Genomic DNA, 24,738 nt, shown 5'->3' with positions numbered 1-24,738 from the left:
CCCGGTGTTCGCATCGGTGCTGGTCGCCAACCGGGGGGAGATCGCCCGCCGGGTGATCCGCACCGCCGCGGCGATGGGCATCCGCTCGATCGCGGTGTACAGCGAGGCCGACGCCGACCTGCCCTTCGTCGCCGAGGCCGACGAGGCGGTGCTGCTGGGCCCGGCGGCCCCGGCGGCGTCCTACCGCGACGCCGACGCCGTGCTGGCCGCCGCCCGGTCCACCGGGGCGGCGGCCGTGCACCCGGGCTACGGCTTCCTCTCCGAGGACGCCGGCTTCGCCCGCGCCGTGCTGGACGCCGGGCTGGTGTGGGTCGGCCCGCCACCCGCGGCGATCGCCGCCATGGGCGACAAGATCGCCGCCCGGGCGCTGATGTCGGCCGCCGGGGTTCCGGTGGTGCCCGGTTCGGCTGCCGCGGTGAGCTCGGTGGCCGACGCAGCGGCGGTGGCCGAAGCGGTCGGGTACCCGGTGATCGTGAAGGCCGCGGCCGGCGGCGGCGGGATGGGCATGGCCGTCGTCGACGGCCCGGAAGGACTGCCCGGCGCGGTCGACCGGGTGTCGGGCGTGGCCGCCCGCCTGTTCGGCGACCCCGCGGTGTTCGTCGAGCGCTGGTTCGCCCGGTCCCGGCACGTCGAGGTGCAGATCCTCGGGTTGCCCGACGGCCGGGTGCTGGCACTGGGGGAGCGGGACTGCTCCGTCCAGCGACGCCACCAGAAGCTCGCGGAGGAGACGCCGTCACCGGCGTTCGCGGGTCCGGACGACCCGGTCCGCCACGCGCTGCTCGCGGCCGCCCGCGACGCCGGCCGGGCGGTCGACTACCGGGGCGCCGGAACGGTGGAGTTCCTGCTGGCCGGTCACGGGCCGCAGGCGAGCTTCCACTTCCTGGAGATGAACACGCGGCTGCAGGTGGAGCACCCGATCACCGAGGCGGTGCTGGGCGTCGATCTCGTCCGGGCCCAGTTCCGGATCGCCGCCGGCGAGGACGTCGGGTTCGACGAGACCTCCGCGGTGCCGTCCGGTCATGCGCTGGAGCTCCGGATCAACGCCGAGGACCCGCGCCGGTTCCTGCCCGGACCCGGCGTCATCTCGGCGTGGGTCGAGCCCACCGGTGAGGGGATCCGCGTCGACGCGGGCTACGTGACCGGCAACACCGTCACCCCGCACTACGACTCGCTGCTGGCCAAGCTGATCGTGCACGGCCCCGACCGGGCGACCGTGCTCGAGCGCGCCCGCGCCGCGGTCGCCGCGTTCACCGTGGCCGGACCGAAGAACAATCTCGCCTTCCACGCCGAGCTGCTGGAACATCCTGAGTTCGTGTCCGGTTCCTACGACACCGGCATCGTCGGCCGGATGCGCGCCTGAACCCGGCCGCCGGGACGACCGGACGGGTGGCGGGTGCGTGAGAGCGCCGTCGACGGGGTAGAACCCGGGTCGAGCCGAAAACACTGGCGACTGCCCACGGTCGGGACCACCTGACCGCGGACACATCGACAGGGTCCGGCCGGTGCCGGATCCCCGGCGATCGAGGTACGCGTGCGCTTTCCCGAATTCCCGCGTGCGGACGGACTTCCCGGCGTGGGGCTCCATCCGCTGGCCGGGTTCGAGACCACCTTCGTCCCGCGGTACGGCGTCGACTCCGCCGAGCTGACCGGTCATCTCGACCACTGGGCCGCCGATCTCGAGGCCGTCCGCGGGGCCGGTGTCCGGCACCTGCGGTACGCGTTGCGCTGGAACGACATCGAGCGGTCACCCGGCGAGTACGACTGGGAACGAACCGATCTCGAACTGGCCGCCCTGCGCGACAGCGGTATGGTGCCGGTGGTCGATCTGCTGCACCACACGTCGTATCCGCGCTGGCTCCGGCAGGGCTTCGCCGACCCCGACTTCGGTTCCGCCTACCGCGCTTTCGCCGTCGGCGTCGCCGACCGCCATCCGTGGCTGCCGGCGTACACCCTCGTCAACGAGCCGTTCGCGACGCTGTTCCTGGCCGGCCACGAAGCACTCTGGCCGCCCTACCGCAGTGGGCTGGCCGGTTTCCGGGAACTGTTGCTCAACGTCCTTCCGTCGGTGTCGCAGGTGGCGGCGCACTGGCGGCAGCGGCTGCCGCACGCGGCCCACGTGTGGATCGACACCGCCGAGCACCACCGGGGGGCCGGCCGGCACGCGGAGTACGCGGCGTTGGCCAACGACCGCCGTCACGTCGTCCTGGACCTGATTACCGGACACGACCTCCGGGCGGGCCGGCCCTTCCTGGACGTGCTGCTCGACGACCCGGCGATGCGGGCGATGGTGGGCACGCTGGCGCCGCTGCAGGTCGACGTCCTCGGCCTGGACTACTACCCGCACTCGGAGTGGTTCTACGACGACGCCGGTGGTCACGCACCGTCGCCGTCGCCGCTCGGATTCGCGGCGGTGGCCGGTCGGTACGGCGACCGGTACGGACTGCCCATGATGCTCACCGAGACCAACATCCGCGGGCTCCCGTCGGACCGGGTGACCTGGCTGAAGTACATGGTCGAGCAGTACGAGCAGGCGCTGCGCGCCGGTGTGCCGCTGCGGGGTTTCTGCTGGTTCCCGCACGTCGACTCCTGCGACTGGGACTCCCTGCTCGCCCGGGCCGGCGGCCGCCGGGACCCGGTGGGCGTGCTGACGGTCGACGAGGACCGCCGGCGCCGGCGCACCGTGCTGACCGAGGCCTGGGAATCCGTCGCGGCCGGCGCCGCCGCCGCGGACCTGCCCGCCTACCGCTGGCAACCCCCCAACGACGTGGAGCTGGCCGGCTTCGCCGCGTCCGTGGACTGGTCCTGGCAGGACCCGGCCGTGCACACCGTCGCCCCCATCCCGGTGGACCTTCCCGGTCCGCCGCCCGGAATCGAGAGTGAGCCCATGACCACCGATCTCATCGTCCTGTCGCACCTCCGCTGGACCTGGGTCTGGCAACGCCCGCAGCACCTCGTCTCGCGCATCGCCGACCGCATCGCCGCCGACCGCGGGGCCCGCACCTGGTTCGTCGAGGAACCGCTCGGCGCCGACGTCACCGAGCCGCGGATCGCCGTCGAGGAGGCCGGCCCGGTCACCCGGGTCTGGCTCGAGGTGCCGTCCGACGATCCCGGGCGCCACCTGGGCTTCAGCGCCCCGGAAGCGCAGGCCTACCCTGAGCTGCTCGCGGCCTACTTCGCCGGGCGGTCCACCACCGCACCCGACGTCTGGTTGTACAGCCCGATGGCGTTCGACCTCGCCCAGCGGCTGGCACCGCGCAACCTGGTCTACGACGTGATGGACGACCTCGCGTCGTTCGCCGAGGCGCCGTCGGGACTGGTGCTGCGGCAGCGGCGGGCGCTGGCCGAGGCCGACATCGTCTTCACCGGCGGCCGGTCGCTGCACCGCGGGGTGCTGACCCAGCGCCGGCAGCGGGTGCACCTGCACCCCAGCGGCGTCGAGACCGCCCACTACGCGCGGTCACGGGCCCTGCGCACCCGGCACGACCGGCCGGTCGCCGGGTACGTCGGCGTCATCGACGAGCGGCTCGACCTCGACCTGATCGCGGGTGCGGCGGCGCTGCTGCCCGACTGGGAGATCCGGGTCGTGGGCCCGATCGCCAAGATCGACGCGGCCGCACTGCCGCAGTCGCCGAACCTCACCTACCCCGGGATGGTGGCCTACCCGGAGCTGCCCGCCGTGATGGCCGGCTTCGACGTCGCGCTGATGCCGTTCGCCCTCAACGAGGCCACCCGGTCCATCAGCCCCACCAAGACCCTGGAGTACCTGGCCGCCGGGCTGCCGGTGGTGTCCACCCGGGTCCCGGACGTGGTCGCCGACTTCGCCGACTGTGTACGGCTGGTCGACGGGCCGGCCGAACTCGCCGCCGCCTGCCGGCAGGCGCTGGACGAGCCGGTCGCCGACGTGGGCGGGGTGCTGGCCCGGCACGAGTGGGACGCGATCGCGGAGGCGATGTGGTCGACGGTCTGGCGGGAGCGGCCCGGCCTCGGGTCCGCGCTGTCGGCGTCCGGAACGGCGGCGACGGCGTGACCGCGCCGACGACCGCCGTGGACACCGCGATCGCCGAGGAGCTGGAGACCGCGCACCGGCGGGGGGTGGGGGCGGCGCGGGCGGGACTGCAGGACGCGGCTCTGGGCCCCGTCCGGCTCACCGGCAGCGGCGTCGGGCTGCTCGCCGAGGCCGCGGTCAGCTCGGCGACCCCGTTCCTGCGCGCTCCGCTGCTGAGCCGCATCGGCCGGGTGATCGCACTGCACCCGCCGCAGCCGGCGTCGGGTGTCTGCCCGTCGTGTGCCGAGGTCTCGCCGTGTGCGACCCTGCTGGCAGTGGTGTGAGGGGGTCACGATGAACACCGATCTGATCGTGGTCGGAGCCGGCGCCTTCGGGCTCACGGTCGCCGAGCGCTGCGCGTCCGAGCTGGGGTTGAACGTGCTGGTCCTCGACGTGCGCGACCACGTCGGTGGGAACGCCTACAGCGAGGCCGAGCCCGGGACGGGGATCGAGGTGCACCGCTACGGTGCGCACCTGTTCCACACCTCCAACCAGGCCGTCTGGGACTACGTCAACCGCTTCACCGCCTTCACCGCCTACCAGCACCGGGTGTACACCCGGCACCGCGGCGAGGTGTTCCCGATGCCCATCAACCTGGGGACCATCAACCAGTTCTTCCGCAGTGCCCTGGGACCGGACGAGGCGCGGGCGCTGGTCCGGGAGCAGGCCGCCGAGCTGGCCGGGCGGGAGGCGCGTGACCTGGAGGCGAAGGCCATCTCGCTGGTCGGGCGGCCGCTGTACGAGGCGTTCGTCCGGGGCTACACGGCCAAGCAGTGGCAGACCGACCCGACCCAGCTCGACGGCGACATCATCAGCCGGCTGCCGGTGCGCTACACCTACGACAACCGGTACTTCAACGACACCTGGGAGGGTCTGCCGGTCGACGGCTACACCGCCTGGTGGAGCCGGATGGCCGACCACCCGCGGATCGAGGTGCGGCTGGCGACCGACTTCCTCGCCGGCGGCCCGTACGGCCGGCAGGCGGCGCTGGGCAACGTCCCGATCGTCTACACCGGGCCGTTGGACCGCTGGTTCGGCCACTGCGCCGGTGCGCTCACCTGGCGCACGCTGGACTTCGACCAGGAGGTGCTGCCGGTCGGGGACTTCCAGGGGACCTCGGTGATGAACTACGCCGACGAGGACGTGCCCTTCACCCGCATCCTCGAGTTCCGCCACCTGCACCCCGAGCGCGACTACCCGACCGACCGCACCGTCATCGTGCGCGAGTTCTCCCGTTTCGCCGGGGTCGGCGACGAGCCGTACTACCCGGTGAACAGCCCGGCCGACCGGGAACTGCTGCGGTCGTACCGCGCACTGGCGGCGGGGGAGGACGACGTCTTCTTCGGCGGCCGGCTCGGGACCTACCAGTACCTGGACATGCACATGGCGATCGGCTCCGCCCTGACCCTGGTGCGCAACGTGCTCACGCCTCGGTTCGCGACGTCGTCGGTCGCGGTCGGTCCGGTGGTCGCCGCCGGCGCGGGGTCGTCCTGAGCGACCCCGGCCCCGTCCGTCGCTCGTGGTGAGCGCCGCGACTGGGCCGTTCGACGGACACCGTGCCCGACCAGGGGGTCCGTCCCGACACGATGGTGCACTGGTTTGCCGCCGGGGTATGGCCTGGGTACGTTCGTGATGTTCGCTCCCGGGCCGCCTGCTGCGGCGGCCGTCCTCCCGCCCCGTCGGGGCCGAGATCGGCCGAGGGACGCGCGTGCACGACCATTCGACAGACGAGAAGTGAGGCCGAAGTGGCATTGCCCCAGTTGACCGATGAGCAGCGCGCTGCCGCCCTGGAGAAGGCCGCGGTCGCCCGCAAGGCTCGGGCGGAGCTCAAGGAGCGCCTCAAGCGTGGTGGGACCTCGCTGAAGCAGGTCCTCGACGACGCCGAGTCCAACGAGGCGCTGGCCAAGCTCCGGGTCTCGGCGCTGCTCGAATCCATGCCGGGGGTCGGCAAGGTCCGCGCCCAGCAGCTCATGGAGCAGTTCGAGATCGCCCCGAGCCGACGGGTGCGCGGGCTCGGCGAACGGCAGCGCCAGGCGCTGCTGACCGAATTCGGCGACTGATCGCCCCGCTGACCGCCCGCCCGTGGGGCAGCACGGCGACGGCAGCGTCGCGGGATCCCCGGTGACCGCGACCCCCGAGGGTGCGGTCCCGACGGACCGGGCGTCCGCGAACGCCCCGACAGCCGGCCCGGCACCGGACCCGGGCCCCACCGCCCGGCCCCGCCGGGGCCGGCTGTTCGTCCTCTCCGGCCCGTCCGGCGTGGGCAAGAGCACCCTGGTCCAGCGGCTCCGCCGGGACCTGCCGGACCTGCACTACTCCATCTCGGCGACCACCCGGAAGCCGCGGGCCGGCGAGGAACACGGCCGGCACTACTTCTTCGTCGACCACGACGAGTTCGAACGGATGATCGCCGACGGCGCGCTGCTGGAGCACGCCTACTTCGCCGGTAACCACTACGGGACCCCGGCGGCCGACGTGGAGCGCCGGCTCGCCGCCGGTCAGGACGTGCTGCTGGAGATCGAGGTCCAGGGGGCACGCCAGGTCCGCGCCGCCGGGTCGGTCGGCCCGGAGGCGGTGCTGCTCTTCCTGGCGCCACCGTCGTTCGACGAACTGGCCCGCCGGCTGGTCGGCCGGGGCACCGAGAGCGCCGAGGTCCGGGCCGCCCGGCTCGACGCGGCCCGCGCCGAGCTGGCCGCCGAGTCGGAGTTCGACCACACCGTCGTCAACACCGACGTCGATGCCGCGGCCGCGGCCTTGGTACGCTTGATGACTTGAGCCTGGTACGCGCTCGTCCTCGTCCGGACGAGCACTGCCGCATGCTCGCACCTGAGTCGCACCGAGCGGTACCGAGGGACCTCGGCATCGTGCAGCACTGCACCACAGACGAACCGGAGTTCACGTGACATCACCGTCCAGCACGCCCGCCACCGCGCCGTCGGCCGCCCAGATCGCGGCGGCGGGCATCACCTTCCCGCCGATCGACGAGCTGCTGACGCACGCCAGCTCCAAGTACGCGCTGTCGATCTACGCGGCCAAGCGCGCCCGGCAGATCAACGACTACTACTCCCAGCTCGGCGAGGGCCTGATGGACTACGTCGGTCCGCTGGTCGAGCCGATGCCCCGCGAGAAGCCGCTGTCCATCGCGCTGCGCGAGATCAACGGCGGCCTGCTCGAGCACACCGAAGGCGAGTGACGTCCGGCGCGTCCGCCGCCGCACCCCGGGTCGTCCTCGGGGTCGGTGGCGGGATCGCCGCCTACAAGTCGGCCGAGGTGGTCCGCCGGTTGGCGGCCCTCGGTGCACAGGTCACCGTGACACCGACCGCGGCCGCCCTGCGGTTCGTCGGCGCCGCCACGTTCGAGGCGTTGTCCGGGCGACCGGTCCTCACCGATGTCTTCACCGACGTCCCGTCCGTGGCCCATGTGCACACGGGTCAGGACGCCGACCTGATCGTCGTGGCCCCGGCCACCGCCGACCTGATGGCCCGCGCCGCCCACGGCTTCGCCGACGACATGCTCACCGCCACGCTGCTGGTGACCCGCGCGCCGGTGCTGATGGTGCCGGCCATGCACACCGAGATGTGGGCCCACCCGGCCACGGTCGCCAACGTGGCCACCCTGCGTGCCCGCGGCGTCGTGGTCCTCGATCCCGCCGTCGGCCGGTTGACCGGACCGGACTCCGGCCCCGGGCGGATGCCCGAGCCCGAACAGATCGCCGCCGTGGCCGAACTGCTGCTGCACCGCCGCGACGCCCTGCCCCGCGACCTCGAGGGCGTCCGGGTGCTGATCTCCGCCGGCGGCACCCGCGAGGACCTCGACCCGGTGCGCTACCTGACCAACCGCAGCTCGGGCCGGCAGGGCTTCGCGCTCGCGCAGGTGGCCGCGTCCCGCGGTGCCGACGTCACGCTGGTCGCTGCCAACACCGCACTGCTCACCCCGCCCGGCGTCCACGTGGTGCCGGTCACCGACGCCCGCGAGCTGCACACGGCGATGCTCGACCGCACCGGCGCCGCCGACGTGGTCGTGATGGCCGCCGCGGTGGCCGACTTCCGCCCCGCCACCCGGGCCGCGGCCAAGATCAAGAAGACCGGCGACGACGGCGCGCCGACGCTGGAGCTCGTACGCAACCCCGACGTCCTCGTCGACCTGGTGGCGGCCCGCCGTCCGGACCAGCTGATCGTCGGTTTCGCCGCCGAGACCGGTGACGCCGGCGCCGATGTCCTCACCTACGCCCGGGAGAAGTTGGCGCGCAAGGGTTGTGACCTGCTGGTGGTCAACCGGGTCGACGGTGGCCGGGGTTTCGACACCACCGACAACGCGGTGACGGTGCTCAGCGCCGGCCGCGGCACCACCGGCGCCGGCGAGGGGTCCGGGGACGCTGTGACCGAGGTGCCGTTCGGGCCCAAGACGGTGGTCGCGTCGGCGGTGTGGGACGTGGTGGCGCAGCGGATCGCCGCCCGGAGCGGGGCCGGGTGATCCACCGCCCGATAGGCCGCGGGCCGTATCGTGGACCCTCCGGTCCGGTCGTCCGCTGCTCCGATCATTTCCGTCGTGCCGCATCCGTGCTTCCACTCGAGCCCTCCCGGGCGTCCGATCCACCAGGAGTAACGCCATGACCTCCCGCCTGTTCACCTCGGAGTCCGTCACCGAGGGGCACCCGGACAAGATCTGCGACGCGATCAGCGATTCGATCCTCGACGGTCTGCTCGCCCTCGACCCGACCAGCCGGGTGGCGGTGGAGACGATGGTGACCACCGGTCAGGTGCACGTCGCCGGTGAGGTCACCACCGACGCCTACGTCGACATCCCGACCATCGTCCGCGACACCGTGCTGGCCATCGGCTACGACTCGTCGGCCAAGGGTTTCGACGGGTTGTCCTGTGGCGTCAACGTGGCCATCGGATCCCAGTCGCCCGACATCGCCCAGGGCGTCGACGAGGGGTACGAGGCCCGGGTCGGCGGCGGCGCGGACGACGCCGTCTCCCGGCAGGGCGCCGGCGACCAGGGCCTGATGTTCGGCTACGCCTGCACCGACACCCCCGAGTTGATGCCGCTGCCGATCGCGCTGGCGCACCGGCTGTCCCGGCGGCTGACCTCGGTCCGCAAGTCCGGTGCGGTGCCGTACCTGCGTCCCGACGGCAAGACCCAGGTCACCATCGAGTATGTCGGTGACAAGGCCGTGCGGGTGGACACGGTGGTGCTGTCCACCCAGCACGCCGCCGACATCGACCTGGACACCATGCTGGCCACCGACATCCGCGAGCAGGTCGTCGAGCCCGAGCTGGCGGCGCTGGGCATCGACACCGAGGGCTACCGGCTGTTCGTCAACCCGACGGGGCGCTTCGTCATCGGCGGTCCGATGGGCGACGCCGGACTGACCGGCCGCAAGATCATCGTCGACACCTACGGCGGGATGGCCCGGCACGGCGGCGGCGCGTTCTCCGGCAAGGACCCGTCCAAGGTGGACCGCTCGGCGGCCTACGCGATGCGCTGGGTGGCCAAGAACGCGGTCGCCGCGGGCCTGGCCGAGCGCATCGAGGTGCAGGTCGCCTACGCCATCGGCAAGGTCGACCCGGTCGGCCTGTTCGTCGAGACCTTCGGCACCGAGCAGGTCGACCCGACCAAGATCGGCGACGCCATCCTGCAGGTCTTCGACCTGCGGCCCGGCGCGATCATCCGTGACCTCGACCTGCTGCGGCCGATCTACGCACCGACCGCCGCCTACGGCCACTTCGGCCGCACCGACGTCGATCTGCCCTGGGAGCACACCGACCGGGCGCAGGACCTCAAGTCGGCGCTCGGCCTGTAGCGACACCGGGCCGCGCCCCGGCGCGCCCTGCCGCCGGCCGGGTCTGCCGCACGGGTGCGACATGGCCCACGCTGCAGGCTCGGCAGGTCCGGATCCGACGGGCGGACCGCGCGTCCGACCCCCGATCCGCTGCGGTCGGCAGCCCGTTCCCGGCGCACCGGCCGTGCCGGGCACGCTGCCGGCCGGCGACCGGTCCGGTGGCGGGCGGGTCGGGGGCGGGGCGCCGGGGTGCGGGCCGCTGTGCACAGCGGAGCGGGCTCGTCGGTGCGACCTGGTAAGTCTTGAGCGTGGCCACGGCGGGGGGGACGACAGCGCGGCGGCGGCGGGCTCCCGCCGGCGTGCCGGTCCCGGCCGCCACCGTCCCGGTCGCCCGGGTCGCCGTCGACACCGGCCTGGCGCACCTGGACCGGCCCTTCGACTACCTCGTCCCCGAGCAGTTCGACGGACAGGCCGTACCGGGCGTGCGGGTGCGGGTGCGGTTCGCCGGCCGGCTGGTGGACGGCTACCTGCTGGAGCGGGTCGCCGAGTCCGAGAGCGGCAAGAAACTCAGCTTTCTGGACCGCGTGGTCTCCGTCGAGCCCGTGCTGGCTCCCGAGATCGCCGAACTGTGCCGGGCGGTGGCCGACCGCTACGCCGGATCGCTCGAGGACGTGCTGCGACTGGCGGTCCCGCCGCGGCACGCCGCCACCGAGGCCAAGCCGGCGGCGCCGGTGGACAGCCCGTTGCCGGATGCGGCCGGCCCGGGCTGGGACCGGTACCAGGCCGGTCCGGCCTTCCGGCAGGCCATCACCGACCGTCGGCCGGCGCGCGCCGTCTGGCAGGCGCTGCCGGGGGAGGACTGGGCCGCCCGCCTGGCCGAGCTGGCGCACACCGCGCTGGCCGCCGGCCGCGGCGCCGTCCTGGTCGTCCCCGACGCGTCCGACGTCAGCCGGCTCGACGCCGCGCTCCGGTCGGTGCTCGGGCCCGACCGCCATGTCGCCCTGTCGGCCGATCTCGGTCCGGCCGAGCGGTACAAGCGGTTCCTGGCGGTCCGCCGGGGGCACGTCCGCATCGCCATCGGCACCCGGGCGGCGGCGTTCGCGCCGGTCCACGACCTCGGGCTGGTCGCCCTGTTCGACGACGGTGACGACTCGCTGGCCGAACCCCGCGCTCCGTATCCGCACTCCCGCGAGGTGCTGATGCTGCGCTCGGCCGCGGCTCAGATCCCGTTGCTCATCGGCGGTTTCGCGCGGACGGCGGAGGCCCAGCTGCTGATCGAGTCGGGGTGGGCCAAGCCGATCACCGCCGATCGCGGCACCGTGCGGGCGGCGGCGCCGCGCATCGAGGCGGCGGGCGACGACCGCGCCACCGGGGCCGAGTCGGCGGCGGCGTTCGCCCGGCTCAGCCCGGCGGCGTTCCAGGCCGCCCGGGCCGCGCTGTCCGCGGGACTGCCGGTCCTGGTGCAGGTCCCGCGCCGGGGTTACCAGCCCGCGCTCGCCTGTGTGTCCTGCCGACGGCCCGCACACTGCCGGGTCTGCTCCGGCCCCCTGCAACTGAGCCGCGCTCAGCAGGTCGCGTCCTGCCGGTGGTGCGGTGCCCTGGCCACCGGGTGGACCTGTTCGGTCTGTGCGGCGACCGCCTTCCGCGCCACCGTGGTCGGGGCCGGCCGGACGTCGGAGGAGCTCGGCCGGGCCTTCGCCGGCGTGCGCATCCTCACCAGTGCCGGCGACGCCGCGGTGTCGTCGGTCCCGGCCGAGCCCGTCCTGGTCGTGGCCACCCCCGGGATGGAGCCGTCGACCCCTGACGGGTACGGCGCCGCACTGCTGCTGGACGGGTCGGCGCTGCTGGCCCGCCCGGACCTGCGGGCCGCCGAGGAGACGCTGCGCCGGTGGATGGCCGCGGCGACCCTCGTCCGGCCCGCCGCGTCCGGCGGCCGGGTGGTGGTCGGGGCCGACAGCTCGCTGGCGACCGTACAGGCGCTCATCCGCTGGGACCCGGCGGGGCACGCCGCCGCCGAGCTCGCCGCCCGCCGCGAGTTCGGGTTCCCGCCCGCGGTGGCGATGGCCGCGGTGGACGGCGGCGCCGACGGGGTGGCGTCCTTCCTGGAGGATCTGCACCTGCCGGCGGGCGCCGAGGTGCTCGGCCCGGTCCCGGTCGAGCACAGCGGCCCGGCGCACACCGACAAGGAGGCCGAGCGGGCGCTGGTGCGCCTCGAGCTGGGCCGCGGCCGCGAGCTCGCGGCCGCCCTGCACGCCGCCCGGGCCGCCCGCAGTGCCCGCAAGGACCCGGACCCGGCGCGCGCCAGGATGGACCCGCTGTCGCTGCTCTGACGCCGGCCCGGCCGTCCACGGGAGCCGATGCGGAGGCGACGGTGGTCATCGGCGACGATGGTCGGCATGGCTTCCGCACGTCGCACCGACCGCCGCCCCGCCCCGGCTCCCGCCCTCGTCCACCGGACGGCCGACCGTGCCGGCCGCTGACCCGGGCGGCGGCGCCGCCCCGTCGGCGTCGCCGTCTCCCACCGAACTGGGCTTCCGGCCCGGTGATCCGGCGTTCCTCGCCGACCCGTACCCGGTGTTCCGCGCCCTCGCCGACGCCGGGCCCGCGTTGTACTACCCCGAGCGCGACCTCTGGCTGCTGACACGCTTCACCGACGTGCACGCCGCGCTGCGCCACCGCGGGCTGGGCCGGATCTACACCCACCGGCACTCCGCCGCCGACCTCGGCCTGCCCGAGCCCGAAGCCGCCTATCCCCGGTGGCAGGCCAGCGAGCAGTGGTCGCTGCTCAACCTGGAGCCGCCCGACCACACCCGGCTGCGTCGGCTGGTGACCAAGGTCTTCACCGCCCGCTCGGTGGCCGCGATGCGTCCGACCATCGAGCGGATCTGCCGGGAGCAGCTCGGCCCGTTGGCGACGCGGGAGTCGTTCGACGTGCTCGCCGATTTCGCGCAGCCCTACTCGATCGCGGTGATCTGCGCACTGCTGGGCGTTCCCGCGGAGGCCGGCCCGACGCTGCTCGCGTGGTCGCACGCGATCGTGAAGATGTACGAGTTCCAGACCACCGACGCCGAGCGGGACGGGGCGGAGCGCGCCGCCGCGGACTTCATCGCCTACGTCCGCGCGCTGATCGGCGACCGCCGGACGGACCCGCGGGACGACCTCATCACCGAGCTCGTCCAGGTGGCCGACGAGGGTGACCGGCTGTCCGAGGACGAGATCGTCAGCACCGTCATCGTGCTGCTCAACGCGGGCCACGAGGCGACGGTCAACACCCTGGGCAACGGCCTGCGGGCCGCCTGCCTGTTTCCCGACGAATGGCGCCGCGTGGTCGGCGGCGAGGTCAGCCCGGCGACCGCCGTGGAGGAGCTCATCCGCTGGGACGCGCCACTGCAGCTGTTCGAGCGATGGGTGCTGGAGGACGGCGTGGAGCTGGCCGGCCGGACGTTCCGGGCCGGTGAACGCATCGGGATGATGTTCGGGGTCGCGAACCGGGACCCGGAGCGCTTCCCCGACCCGGACCGCTTCGACATCGGCCGCGGCGACGCCGGGCACATCGGTTTCGGCGGCGGCACCCATTTCTGCATCGGGGCGCCACTGGCCCGGCTGGAACTCGACATCGCGCTCACCCAGCTGGCGGCGGCCGGCCCCGATCTGCACTGGGTCGAGGAGCCGCAGTACCAGCCGTACTTCGTCATCCGCGGTCTGCGGTCGCTGCGGGTGCAGCTCCGGTGACCGGTTTCCCGGCCACCCTGCCGGTCGCCGGCCGGGCCGTGGTGGTGGCCGGTGGGGGACCGGCGGCGTGGCCGTCGATCCTGGCGCTGCGGGCGGCCGGGGCCGCGGTGACGGTGATCGCTCCCGAGGTGTCCGCGGCGGTGGGTGATCTCGCCGAGCGCGGGCTGATCCGGTGGCGGGCGGGGACGCCGGGACCGGCCGACCTGGCCGGCGCCTGGCTGGTGGTCGCCGCCACCGGTGATCCCGCAGCCGACCTGGCGGTCGCGGCATCGGCCGAGGACGCCCGACTGTTCTGCCTGCCCGGCAGCGAGCTCGTCGAGGCGGCGGCGCCGTCGGGCGCCGCACCGGGCGGGCGCGTCGTCCTGGTGGGCGGTGGACCGGGTGATCCGGGGCTGCTGACCGTGGCCGGCCTCGCCGCGCTCCGCGAGGCGGACGTCATCGTCACCGACCGGCTCGCGCCGCTGGCTGCCCTGGCGGAGGCCCGACCGGGCACCCAGGTGATCGACGTGTCCAAGATCCCGCGCGGGGCCACCACACCGCAGGACGAGATCAACCGGCTGCTCGTCGAGCACGCGCTGGCGGGGCGCACGGTGGTGCGGTTCAAGGGTGGCGACAACTTCGTCTTCGGCCGCGGCGGCGAGGAGCTGGAGGCGTGCGCGACGGCCGGTGTCCCGGTCCGGGTGATCCCGGGGGTGACCTCGTCGATCGCCGGTCCCGCGCTGGCCGGCATCCCGGTGACCCACAAACGGTTGAACCAGGGCTTCACGGTCGTGTCGGGACACGTGCCGCCCGGTGACCCGCGGTCGATGCTCGACTGGCCGGCGCTGGCCCGCAGCGGCACCGACCTGGTGTTGCTCATGGCGGTGGCCACGCTGCCGGCGATCACCGTGGCGCTGACGGCAGCCGGTATGCCGGCCGACACCCCGGCGGCCACGGTCGCCGACGCCGGGTTGACCGGGCAGCGCACGGTCCGGGGCACGGTGGCCACCATCGCCGGGCTGATCGCCGCGGCGGGGATCACCTCACCGGCCGTCACGGTGATCGGGGCGGTCGCCGGCTTCCGCGCCGACGCACCTCCGACGGGTTAGGGCGTCGCTCCGGACACCACGGCGGTCAGCCCGGCGAGGTGGGTCAGCCGGGCGAGCTCGGAATCCCGGATGGCGGGGCCGCCCGGGCGTCCGACGAGGACGGCCAGATCCGGCCCGCCGATGGGGGCGACGGCCATCTCGGTCCCCAGGGTCTTCCAGTCCTCGGGCACCCAGGACGCTTCGGGATCGAGCACCGCGGGCTTGTCGACCGGGGCCCAGCCGGGCACGATGCCGCGCAGTTGGGGGACGCCGCCACCACCGGCGACCAGCTCGATGTCGGCGTCGGTGACGCGCACGACCACGGCCCAGCCGGCGCGCAGCACCTTCGGCAGCCGGGAGGCCAGCGTGTGCAGCGCCTTCGACGGGTTGGAGGCCAGCGCCTCGACCAGTTCCCACTCGCGGTGGGAGTCGGCGACGCCCGGATCGGGGCGGACGGACTCGACCCGCACGCCCGGGACGGACTCGGCCGCGGTGATCAGCGAGTCGGGTTGCTTGCCGGCGGGCAGATCGACGACCAGATCGTCGACCGCGTGCCCGACCGACCGCTCCACGATGTCCATCGCCAGGATGTCGGCGCCCAACGTGCCCAGGGCCGTGGCGACGGCCCCCAGCGACCCCGGCCGATCCGGCAGGACCAGCCTCAAGACGTACGACATCCCTCACCCCTTTCCCCGCGAGACATCCTCCACGGAACCGGGCTGATTGTCCCCCGCGGTCGTTACCGGCACATCACACGGCCACGCCGGTGGATGCGGCGGCGACGGGGAGATTCACCACACCGGGCCGTCGGTACCGCCGGAAGGGCGGGTGGCGACCGCGGAGCGACGACGCAGGGGCGCCCCGGCCCACCGCCTAGGATCGTGGCGGGACGCGGCCTCGCCCGAGGCTGCCGTACGTCCGTCCCACGTTGTCGGTAGGGAGCATTGCGATCGTGAACACCCCCGGTCCGTCGTCGGATCCTCAAGTCCCGGACGGGGCCGCACACGTGTCGTTGACCAGCGCCGACGTGACCCACCTGGCCCACCTGGCCCGGCTGGAGCTCACCGACGCCGAGGTCGAGGTCTACGTCGGGCAGCTGTCCGGCATCCTCGACTCGGTCGCCGAGGTGTCGCGCGTCGCGACCCCCGACATCGTGCCGACCACGCACGCCGTCCCGCTGTCGAACGTCTACCGCGACGACGTCATCGTCCCCGGCCTGACCCACGACGAGGCGCTGGACCAGGCGCCCGCGCAGGCGGAAGGCCGCTTCCGCGTGCCGCAGATCCTGGGAGAAGAGCAGTGATCGAGCATCGAGTGAGCCCCTCGGGCGAGCGAGGAGCGCAGGTCGCTGCTGCTTCGACCAACGGATTCGGAAGAGCGGTGATCGAGCATCGAGTGCGCCCCTCGGGCGAGCGAGGCGCGCAGGTCGCTGCTGCTTCGACCAACGGAATGGGAGAAGAGCAGTGAGCTCGATGGACACCGACCTGACCCGCATGACCGCGGCCGACCTGGCGTCGGCCATCCACAGCGGCGAGACCAGCGCGGTGGACGTGGCCCGGGCGCACCTGGACCGGATCGGCGAGGTCGATCCGGCGGTGCACGCCTTCCTGCACGTCTCCGGTGAGCGCGCCCTGCAGCAGGCCCGTGCGGTCGACGCGTCGATCGCCGCGGGCGAGCGCCCGGCCTCGCCGATCGCCGGTGTGCCGCTGGCCCTGAAGGACATCGTCGTGCAGAAGGGGGTGCCGACCACCGCGGGTTCGAAGATCCTCGAGGGCTGGCTGCCGCCGTACGACGCGACGGTGACGACGAAGCTCCTCGACGCCGGCGTGGTCGTCCTGGGCAAGACCAACCTCGACGAGTTCGCCATGGGCAGCTCGACGGAGAACTCCGCGTACGGGCCGACCCGCAACCCCTGGGACCTGGACCGGATCCCGGGCGGATCCGGCGGCGGCAGCGCCGCGGCGCTCGCCGCCTTCGAGGCGCCGCTGGCCATCGGCACCGACACCGGCGGCTCGATCCGGCAGCCGGCCGCGCTGACCGGGACGGTCGGGGCGAAGCCGACCTACGGCGGGGTCTCCCGGTACGGCGTCATCGCGATGGCGTCCTCGCTCGACCAGGTCGGGCCTTGCGCCCGCACCGTGCTGGACACCGCGCTGCTGCACGAGGTCATCGCCGGGCACGACCCGCGCGACTCGACGTCCATCGCGCAGCCGGCGCCGAAGGTCGTCGACGCGGTCCGTCGCGGTCAGACCGAGGACCTCACCGGCCTGCGGGTCGGTGTCGTCAAGCAGCTGCGCGGCGAGGGCTATCAGCCCGGCGTGGTCGAGTCCTTCGACGCCGCGGTGGCCGCGATGACCGCGCTGGGGGCCGAGGTGGTCGAGGTCGACTGCCCGCACTTCGCCTACGGTCTGGCCGCGTACTACCTGATCATGCCGAGCGAGGTCAGCTCCAACCTGGCCCGGTTCGACGCCATGCGGTACGGCCTGCGGCTGGGTGACGACGGTGTCGCGTCCGCCGAGCAGGTCATGACGACCACCCGCGGCCGGGGTTTCGGCGCCGAGGTCAAGCGTCGCATCATCCTGGGCACCTACGCCCTGTCGGCGGGCTACTACGACGCCTACTACGGCTCGGCGCAGAAGGTGAGGACGCTGATTTCGCAGGACTTCTCGACAGCGTTCGGGGCGGCGGACGTACTCGTGTCGCCGGCCTCGCCGGTGACGGCGTTCGGGATCGGCGAGAAGGTCGACGACCCGATGGCCATGTACCTCAACGACCTGGCCACCATCCCCGGTTCGCTGGCCGGCATCCCGGCGATGTCCGTCCCGAGTGGGTTGGCGTCCGACACCGGCCTGCCGGTCGGTCTGCAGATCATGGCGCCCGCCCTGGGCGAAGAGGTCATGTACCGGGTCGCGGCGACGTTCGAGGCCGACTACATCGCACGCACCGGTGGCTCCGTCGCCGGTGCCGTGCCGGAACTGGGAGGTGTCCGGTGAAGCTCGCGGACCTGATGGACTACGACGCGGCCATCGAGAAGTTCGACCCGGCCCTGGGTCTCGAGGTCCACGTCGAGCTCTCGACGCAGACCAAGATGTTCTGCGGTTGCCCGACGGTGTTCGGTGGCGACCCCAACACCCACGTCTGCCCGGTGTGCCTGGCGCTGCCGGGCGCGATGCCGGTGGTGAACCGCACCGCGGTGGAGTCGGCCATCAAGATCGGGCTGGCGCTGAACTGCCGGATCGCCGAGTGGTGCCGGTTCGCCCGGAAGAACTACTTCTACCCGGACATGCCGAAGAACTTCCAGACCTCGCAGTACGACGAGCCGATCGCCTTCGACGGGTGGATCGACGTCGAGGTCGAGGGGTACGACGCGCCGGTCCGCATCGAGATCGAGCGCGCGCACATGGAGGAGGACACCGGGAAGTCGCTGCACGTCGGTGGTTCCGCGGGTCGGATCCACGGGGCCGAGTACTCGCTGCTGGACTACAACCGCGCCGGCGTGCCGCTGGTGGAGATCGTCACCCGGCCGATCATGGGCACCCGGGAGAACGCTCCCGCGGTGGCCAGGGCCTACGTCGCCGCGCTGCGGGACCTGTTACGCGCCTTGGACGTCTCCGACGTCCGGATGGACCAGGGCTCGCTGCGCTGCGACGTGAACCTGTCGCTGGCGCCGGCCGGGGAAGGTGGGCTGGGTACCCGCACCGAGACCAAGAACGTGAACTCGCTGCGCTCGGTGGATCGCGCGGTGCGGCACGAGATCTCCCGTCAGGCCTCGATTCTCGCCGACGGCGGGCGGATCAAGCAGGAGACCCGACACTTCGAGGAGGCCAGCGGCACCACCCGCCCGGGCCGCAGCAAGGAGACCGCGGAGGACTACCGCTACTTCCCGGAGCCGGATCTGGTGCCGATCGCGCCCGACCGCGACTGGGTCGAGGAGCTCCGCGCCGGGCTGCCCGAGATGCCGTGGCTGCGTCGCGCCACGTTGCAGACCGGATGGGGTTTCACCGACGCCGAGATGCGGGACCTGGTCGCGGCGGACGCGGTGGAGCTCGTCGAGCGGACGGTGGCCGCGGGTGCGTCCCCGGCGGAGGCGAAGGGCTGGTGGTCGTCGTACCTGGGGGCCAAGGCCAACGAGGCCGGGGTGGCGCTGACCGAGCTCGCGATCACGCCGCTGCAGGTCGCGGCGATCTGCGCCATGGTCGGCGCCGGCACGCTCAACACCAAGCTGGCCCGCCAGGTCGTCGACGGTGTGCTCGCCGGCGAGGGCGAGCCGGACGCGGTGGTGGCCGCCCGCGGTCTCGCCGTGGTGTCGGACGACTCCGCCCTGCAGGTGGCGATCGACGCGGCGCTGGCCGCCCAGCCGGCCGTGGCCGACCGGATCCGCGGCGGCAATCTGCAGGCCGTCGGCGCGATCATCGGGGCGGTCATGAAGGCGACCAAGGGCCAGGCGGACGCCGCCCGGGTCCGCGCCCTGGTCCTGAAGACCCTGGGCGTCGAGGGCTGAACCGGCTTCCCTCCCCACACCGCTCCCACACCCCCGCCGGATGCCGGCGGATCCTTCTCGCCCGTCGCGAGAAGAGTCCGCCGGCATTTGGGTGCCCTGGGGGAGCGCCGTTCGGCGGTCCGTGCTCGGTGCGGTCGAGCCGGCCCCGGTCAGGTCCGGGCCGGTGGTTCCACCGGTCAGTCCCGGCCGTCCCCGCCGCCGCCCCCGCCGCTGGGGATGACCACGACCATGTCGTCGCGGGGTTGCGGCTCGCCGTTGCCGTCACGGTTGGCGGTGGTCGCCCACAGCACACCCTCGGTACCGGCCTCCAGCGACAGCAGCCGTCCGTAGGTGCCCTTGGCCAACTGCTCCGGTCGGCCGGTGAAGCCGCCGTCCGGACCGAGACCGAGCGCGGTGACCAGTTCCTGGTCCAGGGAGGTCGCGGCGAGCACGACGTCGTTGCGCGCGCAGTCGACCGCGCCGCCGTCCGTCACCGGGAACGACCAGATCGCGGGGGTGGCGCTGAGGTCGGCGCCGGCCGTGACCGGGGCGAGTACGTCGGCGGTGCCGAGCCGGTCGACGACCCCGACGCCGGTGTCGCCGAGTGCGCACAGCCCCGTCGGGTCGGTGAGGCCGTGGGCGTAGACGGCGGTCAGCGGATCGGTGGCGGCCCCCGGGACCGGCGCCGCGGTCGGGGTTCCCGTGGCCGGCGGTACGGAACCCCCGGTGCCGTCGGGTGTCCCGCCGGCGGGCGCGGGCATGCCGAACTCGTCCAGCCGTAACACCTTGCCCGCCAACGACGCCGGATCGTCGCCGGCGCCCGGGATCCCGGCGTCCCCGGTGGCGACGTAGAGGTGACCGTCGGCGCCGAACTCGATCCGACCGCCGTTGTGACCGTCGGTGCCGGTGCCCCGCGGGATGCCGGTGAAGATGTCCTTGGGGACGTCGCCGCGGGCGATCCGGACGATCCGGTTGTCCGTCGGCGTCGTGACGTAGGCGTAGACGAGTCCGTCCTCGGCGTAGTGCGGGGACAGGGCCAGACCGAGCAGACCGCCGTCACCGGTGGCGTCCAGACCGTCCACCCGCGCCACCTCCACCGGCTCCGTCTGCGGCGCCACCTCGAGGATCCGCCCGGTGGTCCGTTCGCCGACCAGCGCCGAGACACCGCCCGGCAGCACGGCCAGCCCCCAGGGCGCGTCGAGGCAGGCGGCGATGATCGTCGGGTCGGAGGGCCGGCACGGATCCTCGGCGGCCGACGGGGAGGGCACCGTCGACGCGCCGGACGACGGGGACGCCGGGGTGGTGGGGATCGGGAAGGCGGTCTCGTCCTGCGGGTACATCGCCGCCGCGGACAGCGACGGCTGGATGGTGGCCTCGGGTGGCTCGGTCGAGAAGTCGGCGCACCCCACCAGGGTCACGGCGGCGGCGCTGAGAAGTGCTGCGGCCCGGCGCAGCACCGGGCGGCGGAGGGGTCCGTCGGTCACCTGCTCCACGCTACGTGTCCGGCGTCCCCGGCCGCCCGGCTCCGTCCCGCACCGTCGCCGCCACTAACCTGGACCGGTGCCCGACACCCCCGTCGCCCTGCTCGAGGACCCCACCGTCGCCCGCCTGGTCGGGGAGGTGCCCGGCCTGACCATCCTCAGCGGCGCGCAGCCCGCCGACGTGCTGGCCCGGGTGGAGGTCTACGTGCCCCGGTTCCTGGCCGACGGTCCGGCGACCGACGTGCTCGCGAACCTGACGAACCTCAAGCTGCTGCAGCTGGCCACCGCCGGTGCCGAGGCGTGGACCGGGTCGGTACCGGCCGGTGTCACGATGGCCACCGCCCGGGGGGCGCACGGCAAGGCGACCGCCGAGTGGGCCGTGGGCGCCCTGATCGCGGTACTGCGTGAGTTCCCGGGCTTCGTGCTCGCGCAGGCCGAGCGGCGCTGGACCCAGCATTCCACCGACATGCTCGCCGGTCGTTCGGCTCTCGTGCTCGGTGCGGGCGATCTGGGAAGCGAGGTGCGTACCCGGCTCGAGGCGTTCGGGGTGAGCGTGACGACGGTCGCGCGCACCGCCCGGGACGGCGTCCGCGCGATCGACACGTTGCCCGAGCTGCTGCCCCACCACGACGTCGTCGTCGTCATGGTGCCGCTCACCGAGGCGACCACCGGGCTGGTGGACGCCGCGTTCCTCGCGGCGATGCCCGACGGTGCCGTGCTGGTCAACGCCGCCCGCGGCAAGGTGGTGGACACCGACGCGTTGGTGTCCGAGCTCCGTTCCGGGCGGCTGCGGGCCGCTCTGGACGTCACCGAGCCGGAACCGCTCCCCGCGGGCCATCCGCTGTGGGAGGCACCCGGGGTCTTCATCACCCCGCACATCGGTGGCTCGACGTCGGGTGCCGCCGACCGCGCGGCCGCGGTGGTCCGTGCCCAGTTGCAGCGCTACGTGTCCGGCGAGGAACTGCAGAACGTGGTCAGCGGTGCCGGTTACTGACGACTGCCGGGTCGTGGGCGGCCGGTGACCGTGCGGTCGGTCGCCGGGGCGGCCCTGAGCGTCGTCCGGGCCCGGACCGTCGGGCCGCCGGCGTGCGTCGTCCTCGTCCTGCACGGCGGCCCGGAGCGCGGCACCGCACGGTGTCGCGGCTGGCTGCCGCAGGTGCTGCGGTGCCGGCTGCTCGCGCGGGCGGTCGCCCGTCGCTGGCCCGCCGACCGTGGGCCGGTGGCGGTGTACCTGCTGCGCAACGCCTGGACGGGGTGGGACGGGGACGGCCGGGACGCCGTCGCGGACGCGGAGTGGGCTCTGCGGCTCATCGGCTCCCGGCACCCCGGGGTGCCGGTGGCCCTGCTCGGACACTCGATGGGGGCGCGCGTCGCGGTCCGCGTGGCGGGCTCCGGTGACGTCGCCGCGGTCGTGGGTCTCGCGCCGTGGCTGCCGGCCGGGGATCCGGTCGGACCGTTGACCGGACGTGCACTCCGCGTCGTCCAGGGCAGCCGCGACCGCGAGCTGCCGGCCACCACCACCGCCGTCTTCCTGTCCGGGGCACGCGCGGCCGGCGTCGCCGTCCGGGCCGACACGGTCCGGGGCGGCGGCCACGCCATGATGTTCCGGATGGGCACCTGGTCCCGGTCGGCGACCGCGGCACTGGCCGCGTCGATCGCCGCGCCTACAGGTAGGGCCGGGTGATCATCTCCAGCCCGTGCCCGGACGGGTCTGAAGAAATAGACGCCGCGGCCGCCGTGCTCGGTGTTGATCTCGCCCGCGCGCTGCAGCTGTGGATCCGCCCAGTGCGCGATCCCGCGGTCCCGGAGCCTGGCGAGGGCCCGGTCGAACAGGTCGTCGTCGACCAGGAAGGCGTCGTGCTGGAACTGGATCTCGACCGGCGGCTCGGCGAACTGCAGCAGGACACCGTCGGCGAGCCGGAGGTTGACGAACGGTCCCCAGGACGGCGCCCCGGGGATCTCCACCAACTCCTGGTTGAACCGGGCGGACCCGTCGCGGTCGGCGGAGACGATGATCGTGTGGTTGAAGCGGGCAGGCACGGCTGTTGCTCCTCGGCGTGGAGGAGGCGCGGAGATCCGCGGACGCGCAGCGGCGGGTGGACGTCGAGACGATCCGGAGCAGAGTGCGCCGCCGAGATGCGATGACAGCGCGAAGGTCTCGGAGGTCGACGACATCTGCGGCACGAGTGCCGGGCGGGCCGGTGGTTCGCCGCACCTCCGGCGTGATCGCCCGTACAGGGCTCGACCGGAAAACAGCACCGGCGAGAGCGGCCGGCAAGACCCGCCGGTGCAGCGCCGCGGGGCGCCGGGTCGCCGACGGGGCGCTCCGGCCCCCCGGAAGGGTGGCGGGATTCCGCCACCCCGACCTGGGTCCTCCGCCATCCGGCCCTGACGCCGGGTGCACCCGGACGGGGACGATGGTCCACGCCGTCGACCGACGCGCCCACTCCCGGGAGGTTCCGTGCAACCGCTGCACTTCGTCGTACTGCTGGTGATGATGCTCGTCATCGGACTGATCGTGGGCGCGATCGCGCGGTCGGTGCTTCCCGGCCGGCGCCGGATGAGCCTGGGGCGCACCGCACTGCTGGGTGTCGCCGGGTCCGTCCTGGGCGGGTTCCTGATGTGGTTCGTGTTCACCCCCGCCGAGTACGACCGCGTGATCCAGCCGTGGGGCCTCGTCGGAGCGGTCGTCGGCGCGGTCCTCGTGCTGCTGCTGTCCGAGCGCTACGGGCGCTCGACGAAGGTCTGACGCCGGCGCGCGGTCGGCCGCCGGTGGCTGGTCCCCGCGGGACCGTGCGGCGCGGGAACGCGCGCCGGGAACGTGCGCCGCGACACCACGTCGCGGGACCGTGCTGCGCGGGATCGCGCGCCGGGAACGTGCGCCGAGACACCACGTCGCGGGGCCGTGCGGCGGGAGAGCGCGCCGCGGTAACGCGCGCTGCGACACCACGTCTCGGGCACGTGCGTCGCGGGAACGCGCGTCGCGGGAACGTACGCCGTGGTCGTGCCTCCGCGTCCGGTCAGCTCAACCGGTAGAACCGCCAGGTGTTGAACGGCTCGATCGGCAGCACCTCGACCGCGCTGAAACCCGCTGCGAGCGCGTACTTCTCCAGGATCGGTCGGCGGATCACCGCACCCGTGGCGGCCGAGGGCACGCTCGACCGCCCGTCGGGCAGGCAGATGAACATGCTGAATCCGTACATCAGGCGCTCGATGTCACCGGCGGGTGCGGCGAAGCTGTCGGCGACCGCCTCGTCCATCACGATCATGACGCCGTCGGGCGCCAGACCGGCCCGGGCCGCCCGCAGCACGTCGACAGGACGGGACATGTCGTGCAGGCACTCGCACGCCAGGATGACGTCGAAGGGGCCGTCGGCGGCGAGCCGGTCGGCGTCGGCCACGACGAACGCGACCCGGTCGCCCACACCGGCCGCCGCGGCGTTGGCCCGGGCGGACTCGACCGAGGGCCCGTCCACGTCGTACCCGCGCACGGTCAGGCCGGGGTGGGTCCGCGCCAGCCCGATCGACGACCAGCCCGCGCCCGAGCCGACGTCGGCGACCCTGGCGCCCGGGCGGGACAGCACCGCGTCCAGCTCCGGGATCCCGGCGAGTGCCGCCGGCATCGCGGCGTCCAGCCACGGGCGGTTCAGGGCCTCCTGCGACTGGCGGGCGTCGTCGCCGAAGTCGTCCCAGCTCACGCCGCCGCCGGTCCGGTAGGCCTGCTGCAGCTCCGGCAGATGCGAGGCCGCGGCCGCGACGAGCCGGGGGAGCGGGCCGAGGTGGTTCAGGCTGTCGCCGTCCGTCATCACCTCGGCGACCGCGTCGGACATCGAGAAGCGCCGGGGCGGACCGTCGATCACGTCGAGATATCCGTCGACGGCCTGCATCTCCAGCCACTCGCGGGCGTAGCGGGCATCGATGCCGGCCCGGTCGGCGAGCTCCTCGGGCGTGGCCGGCCCGTCCCGCAGTGCCCGGTAGAGCCCCATCCGTTCTCCGACGTAGATGCTCAGCGTCGTGAACGCACCGAGCGTCGCCGTCAGGACCTGCCCGGCGACGTCCTCGGCGGTGCGGGCAGCGGGTGCGGGGTTGTCGACGGTCGTCACGGGTGCCTCCGGCGGTGGGTCGGACCCGGGAAGGTCCGGTCCGGA

21 protein-coding genes and 1 pseudogene are annotated in these 24,738 nt (G+C 73.8%); 18 read left to right on the top strand and 4 right to left on the bottom strand.

All coding sequences use genetic code 11. The features are described from left to right. The first annotated feature begins 4 nt into the window (after positions 1 to 4). From DB033_RS08685 to cobA, 12 genes are all read left to right on the top strand, one after another. Positions 5 to 1,360: an acetyl-CoA carboxylase biotin carboxylase subunit gene (locus tag DB033_RS08685; protein ID WP_111766324.1), complete on the top strand. Its 1,356-nt coding sequence runs from the start codon at positions 5 to 7 to the stop codon at positions 1,358 to 1,360. 171 nt (positions 1,361 to 1,531) lie between these two features. After that, positions 1,532 to 4,027 (top strand): glycosyltransferase, encoded by a 2,496-nt coding sequence (locus tag DB033_RS08680; protein WP_157970590.1) that lies wholly within the window; start codon positions 1,532 to 1,534, stop codon positions 4,025 to 4,027. Next, the gene (locus DB033_RS08675; protein ID WP_157970589.1) at positions 4,024 to 4,329 is read left to right on the top strand and encodes a hypothetical protein; all 306 of its coding nucleotides are present in this window, start codon (positions 4,024 to 4,026) and stop codon (positions 4,327 to 4,329) included. Before DB033_RS08680 ends, DB033_RS08675 begins: the two co-directional genes overlap by 4 nt. A gap of 10 nt (positions 4,330 to 4,339) precedes the next feature. After that, entirely contained in the window at positions 4,340 to 5,539 is a 1,200-nt protein-coding gene (gene glf / locus DB033_RS08670) for a UDP-galactopyranose mutase (RefSeq protein ID WP_111766321.1), read from the top strand. Positions 5,540 to 5,790: 251 nt separating this feature from the next. Further along, on the top strand, positions 5,791 to 6,105 hold the full coding sequence (mihF, locus tag DB033_RS08665; protein WP_111766320.1) for an integration host factor, actinobacterial type: 315 nt from the start codon (positions 5,791 to 5,793) through the stop codon (positions 6,103 to 6,105). A gap of 172 nt (positions 6,106 to 6,277) precedes the next feature. Further along, positions 6,278 to 6,820, top strand: a complete 543-nt coding sequence (gene gmk, locus DB033_RS08660) for a guanylate kinase (protein ID WP_420814053.1) — start codon at positions 6,278 to 6,280, stop codon at positions 6,818 to 6,820. Positions 6,821 to 6,944: 124 nt separating this feature from the next. Next, positions 6,945 to 7,238, top strand: coding sequence for a DNA-directed RNA polymerase subunit omega (rpoZ, locus tag DB033_RS08655; protein ID WP_170315501.1), 294 nt, complete (start codon positions 6,945 to 6,947; stop codon positions 7,236 to 7,238). After that, positions 7,235 to 8,518, top strand: coding sequence for a bifunctional phosphopantothenoylcysteine decarboxylase/phosphopantothenate--cysteine ligase CoaBC (gene coaBC / locus DB033_RS08650; protein ID WP_111766319.1), 1,284 nt, complete (start codon positions 7,235 to 7,237; stop codon positions 8,516 to 8,518). Before rpoZ ends, coaBC begins: the two co-directional genes overlap by 4 nt. A gap of 136 nt (positions 8,519 to 8,654) precedes the next feature. Continuing rightward, positions 8,655 to 9,851 (top strand): methionine adenosyltransferase, encoded by a 1,197-nt coding sequence (metK, locus tag DB033_RS08645; RefSeq protein WP_111766318.1) that lies wholly within the window; start codon positions 8,655 to 8,657, stop codon positions 9,849 to 9,851. Positions 9,852 to 10,189: 338 nt separating this feature from the next. Then, complete coding sequence (locus DB033_RS08640; protein WP_205843730.1) at positions 10,190 to 12,160, top strand: primosomal protein N'; 1,971 nt, start codon at positions 10,190 to 10,192, stop codon at positions 12,158 to 12,160. A 136-nt stretch (positions 12,161 to 12,296) separates the two neighbouring features. After that, entirely contained in the window at positions 12,297 to 13,562 is a 1,266-nt protein-coding gene (locus tag DB033_RS08635) for a cytochrome P450 (RefSeq protein ID WP_111766316.1), read from the top strand. Continuing rightward, positions 13,559 to 14,650, top strand: a complete 1,092-nt coding sequence (cobA, locus tag DB033_RS08630; RefSeq protein ID WP_111766315.1) for a uroporphyrinogen-III C-methyltransferase — start codon at positions 13,559 to 13,561, stop codon at positions 14,648 to 14,650. Before DB033_RS08635 ends, cobA begins: the two co-directional genes overlap by 4 nt. Here the strand turns inward: cobA and DB033_RS08625 are convergent. Beyond that, positions 14,647 to 15,306 (bottom strand): ACT domain-containing protein, encoded by a 660-nt coding sequence (locus DB033_RS08625; protein WP_111766314.1) that lies wholly within the window; start codon positions 15,304 to 15,306, stop codon positions 14,647 to 14,649. The genes cobA and DB033_RS08625 overlap by 4 nt on opposite strands. Positions 15,307 to 15,635: 329 nt before the next feature. On the opposite strand from DB033_RS08625, the gene gatC reads away from it, so the two are divergent. From gatC to gatB, 3 genes are all read left to right on the top strand, one after another. Continuing rightward, positions 15,636 to 15,932, top strand: coding sequence for an Asp-tRNA(Asn)/Glu-tRNA(Gln) amidotransferase subunit GatC (gene gatC / locus DB033_RS08620; RefSeq protein WP_111766313.1), 297 nt, complete (start codon positions 15,636 to 15,638; stop codon positions 15,930 to 15,932). Between the two features lie 169 nt (positions 15,933 to 16,101). Then, on the top strand, positions 16,102 to 17,622 hold the full coding sequence (gatA, locus tag DB033_RS08615; RefSeq protein WP_111766312.1) for an Asp-tRNA(Asn)/Glu-tRNA(Gln) amidotransferase subunit GatA: 1,521 nt from the start codon (positions 16,102 to 16,104) through the stop codon (positions 17,620 to 17,622). A gap of 14 nt (positions 17,623 to 17,636) precedes the next feature. Then, a complete protein-coding gene (gene gatB / locus DB033_RS08610; RefSeq protein ID WP_111767352.1) occupies positions 17,637 to 19,130 on the top strand; it encodes an Asp-tRNA(Asn)/Glu-tRNA(Gln) amidotransferase subunit GatB in 1,494 nt (497 codons plus the stop codon). A 176-nt stretch (positions 19,131 to 19,306) separates the two neighbouring features. Here the strand turns inward: gatB and DB033_RS08605 are convergent, their stop codons facing one another. Then, complete coding sequence (locus DB033_RS08605) at positions 19,307 to 20,593, bottom strand: PQQ-dependent sugar dehydrogenase (RefSeq protein ID WP_157970587.1); 1,287 nt, start codon at positions 20,591 to 20,593, stop codon at positions 19,307 to 19,309. Positions 20,594 to 20,669: 76 nt separating this feature from the next. Between DB033_RS08605 and DB033_RS08600 the strand changes: the two genes are divergently transcribed. Both DB033_RS08600 and DB033_RS08595 read left to right on the top strand, forming a co-directional pair. Next, positions 20,670 to 21,584: a 2-hydroxyacid dehydrogenase gene (locus tag DB033_RS08600; RefSeq protein WP_205843728.1), complete on the top strand. Its 915-nt coding sequence runs from the start codon at positions 20,670 to 20,672 to the stop codon at positions 21,582 to 21,584. A gap of 24 nt (positions 21,585 to 21,608) precedes the next feature. Then, positions 21,609 to 22,274, top strand: a complete 666-nt coding sequence (locus DB033_RS08595) for an alpha/beta hydrolase (RefSeq protein WP_157970586.1) — start codon at positions 21,609 to 21,611, stop codon at positions 22,272 to 22,274. Here DB033_RS08595 and DB033_RS21800 read toward each other — a convergent pair. Then, a pseudogene (locus DB033_RS21800) lies at positions 22,255 to 22,630 on the bottom strand (VOC family protein). The gene DB033_RS08595 and the pseudogene DB033_RS21800 sit on opposite strands and share 20 nt — an antisense overlap. 421 nt (positions 22,631 to 23,051) lie before the next feature. On the opposite strand from DB033_RS21800, the gene DB033_RS08585 reads away from it, so the two are divergent. Continuing rightward, positions 23,052 to 23,339, top strand: a complete 288-nt coding sequence (locus tag DB033_RS08585) for a GlsB/YeaQ/YmgE family stress response membrane protein (RefSeq protein ID WP_111766309.1) — start codon at positions 23,052 to 23,054, stop codon at positions 23,337 to 23,339. 271 nt (positions 23,340 to 23,610) lie between these two features. Here DB033_RS08585 and DB033_RS08580 read toward each other — a convergent pair whose 3' ends face one another. Further along, positions 23,611 to 24,693: a class I SAM-dependent methyltransferase gene (locus tag DB033_RS08580; protein WP_205843727.1), complete on the bottom strand. Its 1,083-nt coding sequence runs from the start codon at positions 24,691 to 24,693 to the stop codon at positions 23,611 to 23,613. Positions 24,694 to 24,738: the final 45 nt, after the last annotated feature.

It is taken from the genome of Nakamurella deserti (assembly GCF_003260015.1).
Taxonomy (GTDB): Bacteria; Actinomycetota; Actinomycetes; order Mycobacteriales; family Nakamurellaceae; genus Nakamurella; species Nakamurella deserti.
This window is presented reverse-complemented; position numbering and strand designations above follow the sequence as displayed.